Origin of the sequence: Mycobacterium sp. 852002-51971_SCH5477799-a (genome assembly GCF_001667145.1) — a bacterium.
Classification (GTDB): domain Bacteria; phylum Actinomycetota; class Actinomycetes; order Mycobacteriales; family Mycobacteriaceae; genus Mycobacterium.
Map to the genome: position 1 here is coordinate 113587 of NZ_LZIF01000116.1, position 15774 is coordinate 129360.

17 protein-coding genes and 3 pseudogenes are annotated in these 15774 nt (G+C 66.0%); 8 read left to right on the forward strand and 12 right to left on the reverse strand.

The features are described 5' to 3' along the window. Positions 1–4: 4 nt before the first annotated feature. Together A5753_RS24940 and A5753_RS19620 are read left to right on the forward strand one after the other, a co-directional pair. Positions 5–91, forward strand: coding sequence for a hypothetical protein (locus tag A5753_RS24940; RefSeq protein WP_231990120.1), 87 nt, complete (start codon positions 5–7; stop codon positions 89–91). Positions 92–113: 22 nt separating this feature from the next. Next, positions 114–1400, forward strand: a complete 1287-nt coding sequence (locus tag A5753_RS19620; protein ID WP_067131955.1) for a competence/damage-inducible protein A — start codon at positions 114–116, stop codon at positions 1398–1400. A 2-nt stretch (positions 1401–1402) separates the two neighbouring features. On the opposite strand, the gene A5753_RS19625 is transcribed toward A5753_RS19620, so the two are convergent. Beyond that, positions 1403–2665 (reverse strand): MFS transporter, encoded by a 1263-nt coding sequence (locus tag A5753_RS19625; protein WP_197694750.1) that lies wholly within the window; start codon positions 2663–2665, stop codon positions 1403–1405. Positions 2666–2741: 76 nt separating this feature from the next. On the opposite strand from A5753_RS19625, the gene A5753_RS19630 reads away from it, so the two are divergent. Both A5753_RS19630 and A5753_RS19635 read left to right on the forward strand, forming a co-directional pair. After that, positions 2742–3809 (forward strand): amidohydrolase family protein, encoded by a 1068-nt coding sequence (locus tag A5753_RS19630; RefSeq protein ID WP_067131958.1) that lies wholly within the window; start codon positions 2742–2744, stop codon positions 3807–3809. Between the two features lie 45 nt (positions 3810–3854). Beyond that, complete coding sequence (locus A5753_RS19635) at positions 3855–4232, forward strand: phage holin family protein (RefSeq protein ID WP_067131961.1); 378 nt, start codon at positions 3855–3857, stop codon at positions 4230–4232. Positions 4233–4236: 4 nt separating this feature from the next. Here A5753_RS19635 and A5753_RS19640 read toward each other — a convergent pair whose 3' ends face one another. The 6 genes and pseudogenes from A5753_RS19640 to A5753_RS19665 form a co-directional block, all read right to left on the reverse strand. Then, a complete protein-coding gene (locus A5753_RS19640; RefSeq protein WP_067131964.1) occupies positions 4237–5193 on the reverse strand; it encodes an FAD-dependent oxidoreductase in 957 nt (318 codons plus the stop codon). Between the two features lie 161 nt (positions 5194–5354). Further along, positions 5355–5867, reverse strand: a pseudogene (locus A5753_RS24635) (hypothetical protein); the annotation flags it as partial. Between the two features lie 68 nt (positions 5868–5935). After that, positions 5936–6430 carry an SRPBCC family protein gene (locus tag A5753_RS19650; protein ID WP_067131967.1) on the reverse strand — a complete coding sequence of 165 codons (495 nt, stop codon included), beginning with the start codon at positions 6428–6430 and terminating at the stop codon, positions 5936–5938. Then, the gene (locus tag A5753_RS19655) at positions 6430–7071 is read right to left on the reverse strand and encodes a nitroreductase family protein (protein WP_067131970.1); all 642 of its coding nucleotides are present in this window, start codon (positions 7069–7071) and stop codon (positions 6430–6432) included. The genes A5753_RS19650 and A5753_RS19655 overlap by 1 nt, the downstream gene beginning before the upstream one ends. Before the next feature lie 21 nt (positions 7072–7092). Beyond that, positions 7093–7575, reverse strand: coding sequence for a carboxymuconolactone decarboxylase family protein (locus A5753_RS19660; RefSeq protein ID WP_067131973.1), 483 nt, complete (start codon positions 7573–7575; stop codon positions 7093–7095). Positions 7576–7842: 267 nt separating this feature from the next. Next, positions 7843–8086, reverse strand: a pseudogene (locus A5753_RS19665) (nitronate monooxygenase); the annotation flags it as partial. 6 nt (positions 8087–8092) lie between these two features. On the opposite strand from A5753_RS19665, the pseudogene A5753_RS24945 reads away from it, so the two are divergent. After that, positions 8093–8460 (forward strand): annotated as a pseudogene (locus tag A5753_RS24945) (NAD(P)/FAD-dependent oxidoreductase); the annotation flags it as partial. 1 nt (position 8461) lies between these two features. Here the strand turns inward: A5753_RS24945 and A5753_RS19670 are convergent. The 5 genes from A5753_RS19670 to A5753_RS19690 form a co-directional block, all read right to left on the reverse strand. Beyond that, the gene (locus tag A5753_RS19670; RefSeq protein WP_067131979.1) at positions 8462–9313 is read right to left on the reverse strand and encodes a lipase family protein; all 852 of its coding nucleotides are present in this window, start codon (positions 9311–9313) and stop codon (positions 8462–8464) included. A 17-nt stretch (positions 9314–9330) separates the two neighbouring features. Next, positions 9331–9936, reverse strand: coding sequence for a YbhB/YbcL family Raf kinase inhibitor-like protein (locus A5753_RS19675; protein ID WP_067131982.1), 606 nt, complete (start codon positions 9934–9936; stop codon positions 9331–9333). A gap of 66 nt (positions 9937–10002) precedes the next feature. Further along, positions 10003–10449 carry an SRPBCC family protein gene (locus tag A5753_RS19680; RefSeq protein ID WP_067132523.1) on the reverse strand — a complete coding sequence of 149 codons (447 nt, stop codon included), beginning with the start codon at positions 10447–10449 and terminating at the stop codon, positions 10003–10005. A 50-nt stretch (positions 10450–10499) separates the two neighbouring features. Beyond that, positions 10500–10916, reverse strand: coding sequence for an SRPBCC domain-containing protein (locus A5753_RS19685; protein ID WP_067131986.1), 417 nt, complete (start codon positions 10914–10916; stop codon positions 10500–10502). Beyond that, the gene (locus A5753_RS19690) at positions 10913–11239 is read right to left on the reverse strand and encodes a helix-turn-helix transcriptional regulator (RefSeq protein ID WP_067131990.1); all 327 of its coding nucleotides are present in this window, start codon (positions 11237–11239) and stop codon (positions 10913–10915) included. Before A5753_RS19690 ends, A5753_RS19685 begins: the two co-directional genes overlap by 4 nt. A gap of 91 nt (positions 11240–11330) precedes the next feature. Between A5753_RS19690 and A5753_RS19695 the strand changes: the two genes are divergently transcribed. The 3 genes from A5753_RS19695 (at position 11331) to A5753_RS24640 (ending at position 15621) form a co-directional block, all read left to right on the forward strand. Next, the gene (locus A5753_RS19695; protein WP_067131993.1) at positions 11331–12044 is read left to right on the forward strand and encodes an MBL fold metallo-hydrolase; all 714 of its coding nucleotides are present in this window, start codon (positions 11331–11333) and stop codon (positions 12042–12044) included. A gap of 246 nt (positions 12045–12290) precedes the next feature. Beyond that, positions 12291–14579, forward strand: a complete 2289-nt coding sequence (gene aceA, locus A5753_RS19700; RefSeq protein ID WP_067131996.1) for an isocitrate lyase ICL2 — start codon at positions 12291–12293, stop codon at positions 14577–14579. A gap of 631 nt (positions 14580–15210) precedes the next feature. Then, positions 15211–15621, forward strand: coding sequence for a hypothetical protein (locus tag A5753_RS24640; protein ID WP_067132000.1), 411 nt, complete (start codon positions 15211–15213; stop codon positions 15619–15621). Positions 15622–15774 lie beyond the last annotated feature (153 nt).

Genomic DNA, 15774 nt, shown 5'->3' on the forward strand with positions numbered 1-15774 from the left:
TACCGTGCAAACACACCTGACCCACGTTTACACCAATTTGGGTGTGAAATCGCGGCTTCAACTGGCAAGAGAGGCGGCCCGGCGGGGGTGACACTGCCAGTAGGCTCGGGACGGTGAGCGCACGCGCAGGCATCGTTGTCACCGGAACCGAGGTCCTCACCGGACGGGTCCAGGATGCAAATGGCCCCTGGATCGCCGATCGCCTTCTAGAGCTGGGCGTCGAGCTGGCCCACATCACCATCTGTGGCGACCGGCCCGCCGACATCGAAGCGCAGCTTCGGTTCCTTGCCGACCAGGGTGTGGACCTGATCGTCACCAGCGGCGGCCTGGGGCCGACGGCCGACGATATGACCGTCGAGGTGGTGGCCCGGTTCTGCGAACGCGAATTGGTGTTGGACGCCGAGGTTGAGGAGAAGATCGCTAACATCCTCAAGAAGCTGATGGCGCGTAACCCCGCATTCCAATCCGCTTTGGACCCAGGCACTTTCGAGTCGCTGCGGGCCGCTAATCGCAAGCAGGCCATGGTGCCGGCCGGAGCGCAGGTGCTCGACCCGGTCGGGACCGCTCCCGGCGTCGTTGTGCCCGGCAATCCGACGGTGATCGTGTTGCCGGGTCCGCCGCGCGAGTTGCAGCCCATGTGGCATACGGCCATCGAGACACGCGCGGCGCAGGACGCGATCGCCGGCCGGACCGTTTACCGGCAGGAGATGCTGCGGATGTTCGGGCTACCGGAGTCGGGTCTGGCCGAAACGCTGCGCGAGGCGGAACAGGCCGTGCCCGGCTTCGGGCAACTCGAGATCACCACGTGCCTGCGGCGTGGGGAGATCGAGATGGTCACCCGTTACGAACCCGAGGCTGCCGATGCGTATGCGCGGCTGGTCAAACTGCTGCGGGACAGGCACGGGCATCAGCTGTATTCCGAGGACGGCTCGCGCGTCGACGATCTGGTCGCGCAGCTTCTGGCCGGCCACCGTATTGCGACGGCGGAGTCCTGCACCGCGGGTCTGCTGGCGGCGCGGTTGACCGATCGGCCGGGCTCGTCGGACTATGTGGCCGGCGGTGTCGTGTCGTATTCGAACGAGGCCAAGGCGGAGCTGCTCGGCGTCGACCCGGCGCTGATCGAAGCGCACGGCGCGGTATCCGAGCCGGTGGCCGAGGCGATGGCCGCGGGCGCGCTGCAGCGCTTCGGGGCCGACACCGCGGTTGCGATCACCGGAATCGCCGGACCGGGCGGGGGGACGGAGGAAAAGCCGGTCGGCACAGTCTGTTTCAGCGTGACAACCGACGGCCGCTCCGATACCCGCACGCTGCGGCTCCCCGGCAACCGCTCAGATGTCCGTGAGCGCTCGACCACGGTGGCCATGCACCTGTTGCGGCGCCTACTGGGCAACACCGAATAACATCACGTCACTTCGCGTGCCACGAAGGCGCTTTCGGTTGTGCCGAAGTGGACCCCGGTGGCGTCCTTACCGATCAGCGTCAGCACCGCGACCGTGATGAGCACCGGTACGATCGTCGCCGCCAGCGCGAAAGGGTAGCCGTGCGATTCGGCGAGGCGTTCCTGGATCGGCAAATTGAATGCCGCCAGCAAGTTTCCGAGTTGGTAGGTCACCCCGGGGTAGAGGCCGCGGATGGCGTCCGGGGACATCTCGGTGAGGTGGGCGGGAATCACGCCCCACGCGCCCTGCACGAACAGCTGCATCAAAAACGAGCCCAGGCACAACATCGCCGCGCTCTGCGAGTACGCGAACAGCGGCACGATCGGCAGCGCCAGGATCGCACAGAAGACGACGGTGTGGCGGCGGCTGAACCGCTGCGACAGCGTGCCGAAGACGAGGCCCCCGATGATGGCACCGACGTTGTACACCACCACGATCCACTTGACCGTCGTGCTGGACAGATTGGCGCCTTGGTTGGCGTGCGCGCCCAGGAAGGTGGGGTAGACGTCCTGCGTGCCATGGCTCATCCAGTTGAAGGCAGTCATCAGCAACGCCAGGTAGATGAACCGCCGGATGATCGCGCCGTTGCGTAGCACGTCACGGATTCGGGTGCTGGTGAGCTTCATCTGGTCCTGCGCGGCTTCCCACACCTCGGACTCCTCCACGCGGTAGCGGATGACCAGGCTGATCAGCGCGGGCATTATGCTCAGGCCGAACAGCCACCGCCAGGACAACCCCAGCCAGTCGATGACCACCAGCGAGGCGACGCTCGCCAGCAGGTAGCCGAAGGCGTACCCCTCCTGCAGCAGTCCGGAGAAGAAGCCGCGTCGCTGCACCGGAACTTTTTCCATGGCGAGCGCGGCGCCGAGCCCCCACTCGCCGCCCATCCCGATGCCGTACAGCAGCCGCAGGATGACCAGGACGGTGAAGTTGGGCGCGAAGGCACACAGGAAACCCACCACGGAATAGAACATGACGTCGACGATCAGCGGCAGCCGCCTGCCGACGCGGTCCGCCCACAGCCCGAATAGCAGCGCGCCGACCGGTCGCATGATCAGGGTGGCCGTGGTGACGAACGCGACTTCGGCCTTGCTGTGGTGGAACGTCTTGGCGATGTCGGCGTAGACCAGGACCACGATGAAGTAGTCGAAGGCATCCATCGTCCAGCCCAGTAGCGCCGCGATGAAGGAGTTCCGCTGATCGGCGGTCAACCGCTGTGTGGTCACGTCAGCATCGTGGCTTACCCGGCGCGATAGCGCGACCTGTTCCACCACGCGGACTCCGGGAGTAAGTTCCGGATACATGCGGATCATCGACGCGGACGGGCATGTCGCCGAGAATTCCTCGCTGGCAATCGAAGCGATCAAGCGATGGCCGCAACACGTCAAATTCAGCACGGACGGGCGGCCGGGGTTGACCCTCGAAGGCCGCAACTACCCCGAGGACACGGGCCCGGGCGCGGGTTGCCCGCCCGAGCACGGGATCAGCAAGGCTCCGGACATCAATTGCCGTTCACCAGAGGGCGTTTTAGGCGACGCGGATCGCGATCACATCGACACGATGGTGCTCTATCCGAGCATGGGGCTCTGCGCGCCGAGCCTTGAGGATCCGGAATTCGCCGCGGGATTCTCGCGCCTGTACAACCAGTGGATCGCGGACTATTGCGCCTCGGCGGGCGGGCGGTTACGCGGCGTCGCCGTGACACCGATCGAGCACGGTCAGGCGGCTATCGACGTGATGGCCGAAGCCAAAGAGCTTGGCCTGATTGCGACTTTGGTGCCGCCGGCGCTCAAGAGCCGCAACCTCGACCATCCCGACCTCGACCCCTTTTATGCCGCCGCCGTCGAACTCGGCATGCCATTGGGCGTGCACGGCGCTCCCGGCATCCATCTGCCCAAGATCGGGGTGGACCGCTTCACGAACTACATACAGGTGCACTGCATCAGCTTCCCGTTCGACCAGATGACGGCGATGACCGCGATGGTTTCCGGCGGCGTCTTCGAGCGTCACCCACAGTTGCGGGTCGCGTTCCTCGAGGCGGGCGCGGGCTGGGTGCCGTTTTTCATGGATCGGCTGCACGAGCACTACGAGAAGCGCGGCGACTGGGTGGAGCGTGGGTGGCGTCGCGATCCGCACGACTATCTGGCCGCGGGCAACATCTGGGTGACGTGCGAGCCGGAGGAACCGATCCTGCCCGGGGTGATCGACGTGCTGGGTGACGAGTTCATCATGTTCGCCAGCGACTACCCACATTGGGACGGTGAGTGGCCGGAAAGCACCAAGCACCTGCGAACGCGAAGCGACATCAGCGAGGCCTCCCGGGAAAAGATCGGTGGCTTGAACGCGCAGCGCTTCTACAACCTGAACTGAGCTGCCGCTTACCCTTTGGGCGACCTGCTGGCAGGATCTGACGGCATGGGCCCTTTTCTGTTGCGTGCCGCATTGACCGGACTCGCGTTGTGGATCGTCACCCTTTTCGTGCGCGGCCTGAGCTTCGTGGGCGGCGACACCAAGCTGGAGCGGGTTGGCATCATCTTCGTCGTCGCGGTGATCTTCGGTCTGGTGAACGCGTTCATCAAGCCGATCGTCCAGATCTTGTCTATCCCGCTCTACATTCTGACGCTTGGCCTGTTCCACGTCGTCATCAATGCGCTGATGCTATGGATCACCGAACACACCACGCACTGGGGGCTGCACATCGATCACTTTTGGTGGACCGCGATCTGGGCCGCGATCGTGCTGTCGATCGTTAGTTGGTTGCTGTCCTTGGTGATTCGGCGCACCGGCGGCTGAGGCGCTAGCCCCCGTCGACCAGGCGCACCACGTCGCGCGCGCAACCCCACGACAACGTGACGCCGTTGCCGCCGTGGCCGTAATTGTGAATGCACCGCGCCCGCCCCAGCGGCTCGGCTGCCACCCGCACCGCCGGACGGTCGGGGCGCAGCCCGGTGATGACCTCGATCACCTCGGCGTCGTTGAGTCGCGGCTCGACGCGGCGGCAGCCCTGCAGAATCCGTTGGGTCACGTCGGGGTCGGCCGTGGTGTCCCAGCGGCCGGGAATGCTGATGCCGCCGCAGACCACCCGTTGGGGATGGGGGAAGTAGCAGGTCCATTCGGGACCCCTGTTGAGTTCCAGAAACAGTTGGCGCAGACCGGGATTGGTGAGCACCACATGCTGGCCGAACAGCGGCCGCACGCTGTCGTCACCGGTCAGCGCGCCGGCCGCGAGGCCGGCGCAGTTGACGACGATTTCAGCAACGTCGGCGGCCTCGGACAACGATTGCACGGGATGCTCCTCGACCTCGCAGCCGGCCGCCGCGAGCCGCCGAGTCAGATAGTCGAGGTAGTGCGGCATGTCGATCATCGGCACGGTCGCGCGAAATCCGGTATCGAAGCCCGCGGGAATGTCGGCCGGATCGGCCGGCCGCAAATCGGGGATCATCGTTGCCGCCGAGGACATTGCCTCACTCAGCTCACCGACGGCCAGCGCGGGTGCCAGCTGCACACCGGATTCGGGATCCCCGGCGAGATCGGTGAACACCCGCAGAGAGTGCTCGGTCCACCCCAGCGTCTCGGCGGCGCGCTCGGCGGGTCGTGGGGGCGCCCAGACGGCGCCCGCCACAGCCGAAGTCGTCTGCTTCAGCGTGGTGGCCGCCCATACCCGCACCGGCCGGCCGGCCTCGGCCAGACAGATGGCCGACGTCAATCCGCTGACGCCGGCGCCGACGACGACAACCCGCTGCCTTTGTCCCACGGCGCCACGGTAGCGAAACAGGCCCGCCGCGGCGCGGTGGCGTCGACGGTTACTGAGACGGGTCAGGAATGGGCGGCTTGCGGGGCCGCCGGGGTCGCCGGAGCGGCCGGCGCCTGCGGGGCCGGAGACGCGGCCGGTGCCTGCGGAGCCGGAGAGGCCGACGGCGCCCGCTGAGCGCCCCCACCCAGCAGGCTGTTGAGGATGCCGAGCGTGCCCTGCACACCCGCGGGCGGCGCCGTCGCGGGCAAAGCAGCGCCCGGCGTCAGTTGCCAGGGCTGGCAACCGGAAGTCTTGAACGCCTTGTCGCCCGGATCGATCTGGACCACCTGCGGCTTCTTGGACATGGCGTTGTCGATGATCCCGCCGTCCGGATTGGTTCGCTTCCAGTAGCAGGTGCCATCGCCGGCGGGGCCGCCGGAGCTGTAGATTCCCGGCGCGATTTCGCTACCCACCGCGTAGATACCGTCCTTGTCGATGGATGTTTTCGGCCCTGCCGGCGCGGGCGGCGCCCCCGGTGACGGCGAAGCGGCCGGTGCCGGTGACCCCGAGGCCGGCCCCGGTGCCGGTCCCTGTGTGTCGTCCGGATCGGCGCTGGCAACCACAGTGGACGCGGCCCAGCCCGCGGCCATCAGGCTCGCGGCAAGCAACCTTGCCGCAGTAGGTACTCCACCCATAGAGATCGAGGGTACCGGGGTCAAGCACCTAATTCATCGTTGCGACATCGCCGAGCCGCAAAGAACGCCTAGGGGAGGCGCCGCACCCGGCCCGCATAACTGAGCGCGTGCTCGTAGGTCTCGAGGTTGTCGCGGGAGATCTTGGCATGGACGGGGCGTTCCAGGAAGAAGCGCAGTACCGGGTTGTAGGCGTGATAGGTCTCGTGGAACGTCAGCACCGTAGTGCCGTCGGGCTGCTCTTCCAGCTGGTGATAGCCCTCGGCGCGTGACCACAGCGGGGCACCGACCGCGGTGTACCGCGACAGCCTGTTCAGCTGGGCCTCGGTCACCGTCTCCCACGAGCGCGCCCTGCCGCGGGTCAGCAGATACTTGGGGACTGGGAAGACGCAGGTGCGGACCAGACCCTCGCCGGCCTCGTTGCCCTCGTTGAGGATTTTCATGCTGCCGGTCGGCCACTTGAGCACCCGCGGCCGAGGCGCGTTCGGCGATACCGGTGGATGCAACACTCGCCAGACCCGGCTCGGCGGCGCGTCGACATGGAATCGCACGGTGTAGGACTGCATCAACCTTCTCCATCAGCCGGTGTCCAACTGTTCCAGAACGTGATGGTCTCCGCGGGCGGGCGCTTGGCCGGCCGGAAGTCGGTGCCGACCGTGTAGGCGACGGGGAACAGCGCGGCCTGTGTGACGGTTGGCGGAATGCCGAGCAGTTCGGCGACCTCTTGCTCTTTGAACAGATGCATCGTGGTCCACACCGATCCCAGGCCGCGAGAGCGCAGCGCCAACAGAAAGCTCCAGCCGGCCGGGATGATCGACGCCCAGGCCGCCGCGGCGATGCCGGGTTCCGCGGTGTCGATGCGTTGATTGAGGCAGGGAATGACGTGCACCGGCACGTCGGCCAGCGTTTCGGTCAGGCTCATCGCGCTCTCGTACACCCGCTTCGTCTGCGCGTCGGTCGCGTTGTCGGCCGCGTACGCCAGGTATTGCGCGCCGATGCTGCGGTAGATCTCGGCGATCGCGGCTCGCTTGTCCGCATCGGTGATGACCAGCCAACGCCAGTCCTGGGTGTTGCTGGCCGTGGGCGCTTGCATCGCAAGCTGGATGCACTCCAGGATCACCTCTTGACCCACCGGGCGGGTCAGATCGAGGCGTTTGCGAACCGACCGCGTCGTGCTCAAAAGTTCGTCGACGGTGGCGATGTCCATTTGTTCCTTCCGGATGCGTGATCAGAGGTCGATGGCGCACGACTGGTCGACGCCCAGCACGCTCAACGAGCGTCCCAGGCCAAGGAAGACCGCGACGCACAGCGTGAGATCCAAGATCTCCTCATCGGAGAACTCGAGCCGAAGCCGTCGAAAGAACTCGTCATTCAGGGAGGCGTGGTCGGTGGCGAAGCGTTCGGCGTACTCGATGCAAAGTCGTTGTCGCGGTGTGTATCCGGAGTAGGTGGCATACGCGGCGACTTTGTCGTAGAGCTCGGGTGCGACGCCGGCATTCAGCACCGATTGGGCGCGGAAATCCGAGCACGCTACGCAATCGTTGATCTGCGCGATGCGCATCCTGGCCAGCTCACGCTCGTCGGCTGGCAGGATGCTCTGCTCATACGCGCCGCGGATCATGCGTTCGACCATGTCACCGAGTTGCGGCCGTAGGGTCCAGATCATGGCGGGTTCGCCGCCGGGGCCATCCGGCACATCGATACGGGCCATCAGCGAACTCCTGCCCGGTGAAGAGAAGTACTGAGCTGAGCAAACCAGATCCTGGTCCCGGAGGCCAGGCATCGGCCCGACAAAGAAGGTGGCGTAACACGAGGTGACCGGGCGCCGGGCAGCTACATCTTCGAGGCGCTGAAGATCCGCGATCAACCGGAAAGCCGGCCGTTGGGCAGCCGATCATCCCGTTACTCGACCGCCCGATTCAAGATGTGGACCGCTTCGCCGACCATGCCGGCAATGATGTCTGCGGCGGGACGGACATCGCGCCCGTGGTGACACCAGCGCTTCCGGCGTCGCCCAGAACCTGGTTCCCACGACCGCGCCGTCGGCACCCAGCGCCAGCGCAGCCGCCAAACCACGACCGTCGCCGACGCCGCCAGGCGGCCACCACCAACGTGTCGGGCGAACGTTCGGCCACGAAATCGACGACCTCGGGCACCAGGGTGAAAATCGACCGCACGCTCATTCCATGCCCGCCGGCCTCACCGCCGTGCGCGACGATGACTCATTCGTCTACGCCTTCCCGGTCGAGGTCAGTCGTCGACCAGCGCGGGCATCTCAAAAATGAGATGGCGCAACGGGTTATCGATAACATCACTCGACCGGCGCCAAACTTCAAGGCCATCGTGATACGTCACATCACCTTCGCGCCTTGCCACATGAACACGATGTTCGGCGCACCCTCGGGCGACTTCTGTCACGGGCCGCTGCACCCCGACCTGATGGGCCCCAACCGGGCCCGGCCCGAAAGGCTTCCTCGATCTGCCCACCGGGATCGACGGCCTTTATCTCGCCAGCGCCGGATGCCATGGCGGACCGGGCATCACCTTCACGCCCGGCTACAACGCCGCCTACTCGGCGCTCGGCGACATCGGCTGAATCAGGGTTGGCAGGCGGCTTCGAGGGGGAGCGCGGGGCCACCGGATTGCAGGGACAGCAAGTACAGGTAGGTCGCGAGCGAATGCTCGCATGCCACCGTGTATTTGACCAATGTCTTCGGGGGCCACGGAACCAGGCGCACCGGGATGAGCTCGACCGGATTGAGCACATGCTCGTAGTCGAGGGGCGGGGGCAGCGCCGGGACGATGTCCAAGCGGTTTGCGACGCGCCACGAATTTTTGACCACCTGGTCGAAGGTGGCCGCAAACAGCGAGTCGCCGATGCGTGGACTGCCGTAGGTGTAAACGGCCGGGTTGCGAAACGTCGTATTGGCGGCCAGATCAAGGGCGAGCAGTGTCGCGAGGGCCCCGCCCAGGCTGTGCCCACAGATCGTCACGGAGCCGGGTTGCGGGAACGGAAGTTTCGCGAGCGCGTTGACCACCGTTGGCGCACCTGGCGTGGCTCCGGTTCTCAGTGACCCGTACATCGCGGTGAAACCGTCTTCGGTGTGGCCGGCGCCGGCCAGGAACGGGCACGGCACCTGGAGGAAGTCGGCGTCGTGAATCCATTCCAGCCATCCTTCCGTCCCGCGGATCGCGATCGCGACGTCGCCCGTTTTGTTCACCCGGCAGATCAGCCCGATGGATACTTCGTCGTCGGCTCGACTCGGATCCATGTCGGTCGCCAGATCGTTGGCGTAGATCGTGGTGACCACGGTGTAGTCGACGCCGCCGGCGCTCAGCGCCTGACCCGCCTTATTGGTCAGATCACCGGGCGGCGTCGCATAGGTCTCGTTGACGAGCTGGGCGAATTGTATTGCCTGCGTGACATTTAAGGTTGGTTGCGTCGGCATGGCGGGACCGCTTCGGTTCAGCCACCGAAGATTCCGGTGAGCTGCGCTTGCGCGGTCGCCGCGCCGGCGATCGTCTGCGCCGCCTGAACACCGGCCAAGCCGCCTGGCAGCTGATAGTCGTTGGGCAGCTGGTAGAGGGTGAACCGGTAATGATGAGGGCCGGTACCCGCCGGGGGACACGGACCCTTGTACCCGGGCTGACCGGCCGTATTCGGCAGGACGTTCGCCCCGGCCGGAGTCTGGCCATCGCCGGTGCTGCCGGAGCCAGGGGCGATTCCGGTGACCACCCAGTGCACGTACAGTCCGTTGACGGCATCGGGGTCGTCGACAATGAGTGCGCCTCCCAACGGTGCCGACCACGCCAACGGCGGTGCGATGTTGTCGCCTTTACAGGTGTACTGCACCGGAATCGGCGCACCGTCGGCGAAAGCAGGGCTGCTGATCGTCAACGGTCCGTCCGCGGGCGCGTTGGGCGCCGTCCGCCCGAGGGTCGTGACCTTCGGTGCCGACGAGGTCGGGTGGCTATCACTGTTGCCGCCACAGCCGACCAGCACCACTGGCAGCACCACCGCACCTACTACCCCTGCGCTCCGGTGAAATGTGTCCGCCCAGCTTGATGTCATAACAAACAGTTTGACTCGCGCGCCCGCAGTCGGGAAGGTCCCGATTTCACCGTGATTCGGGTGCCGCTACTTGCGGCGCTTCTCGACTTCGAGCACCCGCTTGCGCAGGCCCTCGGTAGCGGTGTCCATCAGGCTCTTGGCACCCTTCTTGACCAGGAATCCGGGAACCGGCACCACCAAATCGACGGTCAGCTCAAAGTGGACCTTCGTGGATTCCCCGTCGGGGGTCAACCTGTACCGACCCTCTTGGGCGCGTTGCTGTTTGGTGCTGACCAGGGTCCACCCGACGCCGTCGTCGTAGACGGTATATGCCAGCTCTTGTTCGTCGCTGACACCGACGAGTTTGACGACCTGTCTGGACCGGGTCGGATGGTTCTGATCGTCGCGCTCGAGCACTTCGACCTCCTTGTGCGCCGACGACCACTCGGGCAACGACTCGATGTCGAACAGCACATCCAGGATTTCGTCGGGCGTCGCCTCGATGACGACTTCGCGGGAATCGGTGATAGCCATCCTGGCAAGATAGCCGGTGCGGTGCGGCCCGAAACCCGTCGCACGGCGCATCAGGGAGCCGGTCGAGCACCGAGCGCGGCGAGCCGTGGGAGGACGACGTCGCGCCAACCCGGCCCCATGCGCTCGAACGCCTTCGCCATGCGATTGTCGTCGAGGTCAAAGCCACTGTGTTCCAATAACACTCGGGTGCCGCCCCCTTCGGCTTCCAGCCGCCAGGTCAGCGTCCAGGCGGCGGTGAAGGTGTAGGCGAACAGGTGCGGCGGGTCGACCTCGAGCACCGTGCACGGCTGCTTGCCGTAGCCCGGCATGTCGAGCATGAACTGGTGGCCCGCCACCGCGGCCACCTGGCCGTCGGCCCACCACAACTTCAGCAGCGCGGGTTCGGTCAGGAATCGCCACACCGTAGCCGGTGGCGCCGCCACGAATTGGTCCACCCGGATCGTCGCGAACCGTGACGTTTTGGTCATTTCAGCTCCCGCGCTACCTCGGCGAGCACGGCCAACCGGGCGCGCCAGAATCTCTCGAAGGGATGCAGCCACTCGCCGAGCTCCGCCAATGGCTCCGCGGTCAGGCGGTAGATGCGCTGACGTCCGTGCGGCTGGTCAGCCACCAGACCCGCGTCTCGCAACACCTTGAGGTGCTCGGCGACCGCGGGCCGGCTGAGCTCGAACCGTTCGCTGAGTTCCCCCGCCGACAGCGGTTGCTCGAACAGGATCTCCAGCAGTTCGCGCCGCACCGGGTTGGCCAGGGCGAGAAAGATGCGATCGACGCTGGCCACATTCAGCAACATATGTCGGATATTCCCGACACGTCAACTATTTCCGACGTATTGTCGCCGAGGAAGCGCGCTGACCGGAAGCCCGGGCGGCTACCTTTCTGGTGTGCAGCTCGCCTGGGAACGGCTGACCGGCAACGTGCACCGCTGCCGGCTCCCGTTCTGCGATGTGACGGTCGGGCTGGTGCGCGGCGAAACCGGCGCATTGCTCGTCGACTCCGGGACCACACTGCGCGAGGCCGCCGCGATCGACGCCGACGTCCGGCTGCTCGCCAGGCGCCCGGTGAGCCATATTGTGTTGACACACAAGCACTTCGACCACGTGCTGGGTTCGTCCTTTTTCGCCGGGGCGCAAGTGCACTGCGCGCCCGAGGTGGCCGAACACCTGTCCTGCGCCACCGATCATGTCCGCGCGGACGCGTTGCGTCATGGCGCCGACCCCACCGAAGTGGACGCGGCGATCGCCGCCCTGCGGCCCCCAAGTAGCGGCGGTTACGGCGCCGTCGTCGACCTGGGGGGCCAGGCGGTGCAGATCGCCCACCTCGGACGTGGTCACACCGCGTCCGACCTGGTGGTGGTCGTACCCGGGACGGACAAGGGTGAGCGAGCCGTGGTGTTCACCGGTGACTTGGTGGAGGAGTCCGCCGATCCGGCGATCGACGCCGACTCCGATGTAGCTGCCTGGCCCGCGACTTTGGACCGGCTGCTGGCGGTCGGCGGCCCCAACGCGATCTACGTCCCCGGCCATGGCAAGGCCGTCGACGCGAGGTTCGTCCGTCGCCAGCGGGACTGGCTGGCCCGTCGTGCGACCACCCCGTGATCGATGCCGCATCGAAAAGTATTGTCTCCCAAGGCATCGGCACCGCATGCGACCCCCGGCCGAGGCAACCGAGCATCGTGAAGCACCGAACGCTCCACGTCGATCATCGGGCGGCCACCGAAAAGCTCTCGCAAGTACCGGGTGCGCCAACGGCTTTGGCTCAAGTCCTTCGACCCCTGATTGAACCGCCCTTGTCAGGGATAGACTCACGTTCAGTGGAATCGTGTGCGAAGAGGAGCGTGAGACATGGCGATCATTGACAAGGACACGCAAGTCCGGCCGTCGTTTGACGAAGAGGTCGCTGCCACGCAGCAATACTTCGACGACCCGCGCTTTTCCCGCATCACTCGGCTCTTCACAGCCCGCCAGGTAGCAGAACAACGCGGCACCATCCCCACCGACTACACAGTCGCCCGCAACGCGGCGGCCGCGTTCTACGAGCGGCTGCGCGAACTGTTCGCCGAGAAGAAGAGCATCACCACGTTCGGCCCGTACTCGCCCGGCCAGGCCGTCGCGATGAAGCGCATGGGTATCGAGGGGATCTACCTCGGCGGCTGGGCGACGTCGGCCAAAGGTTCCACCACCGAGGACCCCGGACCCGACCTCGCCAGCTACCCGCTGAGTCAGGTGCCCGACGACGCCGCGGTGCTGGTGCGCGCGCTGCTGACCGCCGACCGCAACCAGCAGTACCAGCGAATGAACATGAGCGAGCAGCAGCGGGCGACCGCCACGGAGTACGACTACCGGCCGTTTATCATCGCCGACGCGGACACCGGCCACGGCGGCGACCCGCACGTGCGCAACCTGATCCGCCGGTTCGTCGAGGTCGGCGTGCCGGGCTACCACATCGAGGACCAGCGCCCCGGCACCAAGAAATGTGGTCACCAGGGGGGCAAGGTGCTGGTGCCGTCGGACGAACAGATCAAACGGCTCAACGCCGCGCGCTTCCAGCTCGACATCATGAAAGTGCCGGGCATCATCGTCGCCCGGACCGATGCCGAGGCGGCCAACCTGCTCGACAGCCGGGCCGATGAGCGCGACCAGCCTTTCCTGCTCGGCGCCACCAACCTCAACATCCCTTCGTACAAGTCGTGCTTCCTGGCGATGGTGCGCCGCTTCTACGAGCTGGGTGTCGAAGGCCTCAATGGTCACCTCCTCTATGCGCTGCCCGAAGGGGAGTACGCCGAGGCCGGGGCCTGGCTCGAGCGGCAAGGCATCGAAGCCGTGATCTCTGAGGCGGTCAACACCTGGCGTGAAAACGGGCAACAGTCGATCGACGACCTGTTCGACCAGGTCGAGTCGCGGTTCGTCGCGGCCTGGGAGGACGATGCCGGGTTGATGACTTACGGCGAGGCCGTGGCCGATGTGCTCGAATTCGACGCAAGCGAGGGCGAGCCGGCCGACATGAGCGCTGACGAGTGGCGCGCCTTCGCGGCACGTGCGTCCCTGTACTCCGCCAAGGCCAAGGCGAAGGAGTTGGGTGTGGACCCGGGTTGGGACTGCGAGCTGTCGAAAACCCCCGAGGGCTACTACCAGATCCGCGGCGGCATCCCGTACGCGATCGCCAAATCGTTGGCGGCCGCGCCGTTCGCCGACATCCTCTGGATGGAGACCAAGACGGCCGACCTGGCCGACGCCAAGCAGTTCGCCGACGCCATCCACGCGGAATTCCCCGAACAGATGCTGGCCTACAACCTGTCGCCCTCGTTCAACTGGGACACCACCGGCATGACCGACGAGCAGATGAAACAGTTCCCCGAGGAACTGGGCAAGATGGGCTTCGTCTTCAACTTCATCACCTACGGCGGACACCAGATCGACGGCGTCGCCGCCGAGGAGTTCGCCACCTCGCTGCAACAGGACGGCATGCTCGCGCTGGCCCGCCTGCAGCGAAAGATGCGCCTGGTCGAATCGCCTTACCGCACACCACAAACCCTCGTCGGCGGGCCGCGCAGCGATGCGGCGCTGACGGCCTCCTCGGGCCGCACCGCGACCACCAAGGCGATGGGCGAGGGCTCGACCCAGCACCAGCACCTGGTGCAGACCGAGGTGCCTAAAAAGCTGCTCGAGGAGTGGCTGGCGATGTGGAGCGAGAACTACAACCTCGACGAGAAACTCCGCGTGCAACTGCGACCCCGCCGGGCCGGCTCGGACGTGCTCGAACTCGGCATCTATGGCAACGACGACGAGCAGCTGGCGAACGTCATCGTCGACCCGATCAAGGACCGGCACGGCCGCAGCATCCTCCAGGTGCGCGACCAGAACACCTTCGCCGAGAAGCTACGGCAGAAGCGGTTGATGACGTTGATCCACCTTTGGCTGGTTCACCGCTTCAAGGCCGACGCGGTGATCTATGTGACGCCGACCGAGGACAACCAATATCAGACCGCGAAGATGAAATCGCACGGCATCTTCAGCGAGGTCTATCAGGAGGTCGGCGAGATCATCGTCGCCGAGGTGAACCGGCCCCGCATCGCCGAATTGTTGCAATCCGACCGGGTCGCGCTGCGCAAGCTGATCACCAAAGAAGATTAGCCAGCGGCTCGGCCGCGGCGGCGCCGTCGACCGATGCGGCGGCCGCTGATCGGCCTATCGACCGGCGCCGCCGTGCACCGGTACCTCGCCTTGCTCCCACCCCGGCCACGCCCACCACGCGGCTGCTCGCCCCGCTTCGGTCGCCCCCATGCGCCGTTGCGAAAAATTTACCTGACGCACAGTTGCATAAGTGTAGGATTTAGCTTGTAACAAATCTGTATTTAGATTTAACAAACGCCCCGAACAGAGAGGAGCGCCTGATGGGAACCACAATTAGGAACACATTAGCCGCGTTCGGCGGGGCGGCAGCGGTTGGTTTGACGGTCGGATTCGGCGGCACGGGCGTTAGCCCGACAAGCAGCGCATCGACGCCGGCGATGCACCCATCGTCCGGCGTCGCGACGATGCCGACCGGCACACCCACGCCCGGCGTGCACGTCGCCACGCTCACCGGCTGCATTCCCGGAGCGAACTGCTAGCCGAGCACCGTTCACGATGGCCCATCGCATCCGCGCGATGGGCCACCTTTATCTGGCGCAATCTCGGCGCCACAATCTGTTTGCGCAATCGCACCGCAGGGTAAGAAAAAGTGGGCGCCGCGAAGTGGCGCATGTGGAGATTGGGGGATCCGATGAGATCAGGACCGAGGACGACGGTCGCACTGTTCGGCGGTGCGGCGATGCTCGTGATGTCGGTCGCCTGCGGCGGTGGCAATAAAGGTGGTCCAAGCAGCACCACCACCACCCCGACGACCACCCCCTCGTCCAGCATCGCGCCCTCCACTGCACCCGGCGGTGGCGGTGGTGGCGGTCAACCCGGCGGTGCGAACGGCGGTGGCGGACCCAACGGCGGCGGCGGCAGCATTCCCGGTGGCCCGACCGGTGGCGGCGGCCCCGGTGGCGGCGGCGGCGGCATTCCCGGTGGCCCGACCGGTGGCGGCGGCCCTGGCGGAGGGGGAGGCAGCATTCCCGGCGTCGGTGGCGGCGGCGGTGGACCGGGCGGCGGGGGCGGATGCATCGGCAACGTCTGCGGCGGCTACTGATCGCCGAATAGCGTTTACCAACCTGAAGAGGCAACCACAAGGACTTGTTCCCTAGCCGGTGGGGCCGGGATTACCTGGCCCCATCGGCTTAACCCTTGTCTGGGCCTAGGGCCGAACCTGTCATCCGAGTTATGGTTCTCCGCAACTCGGACG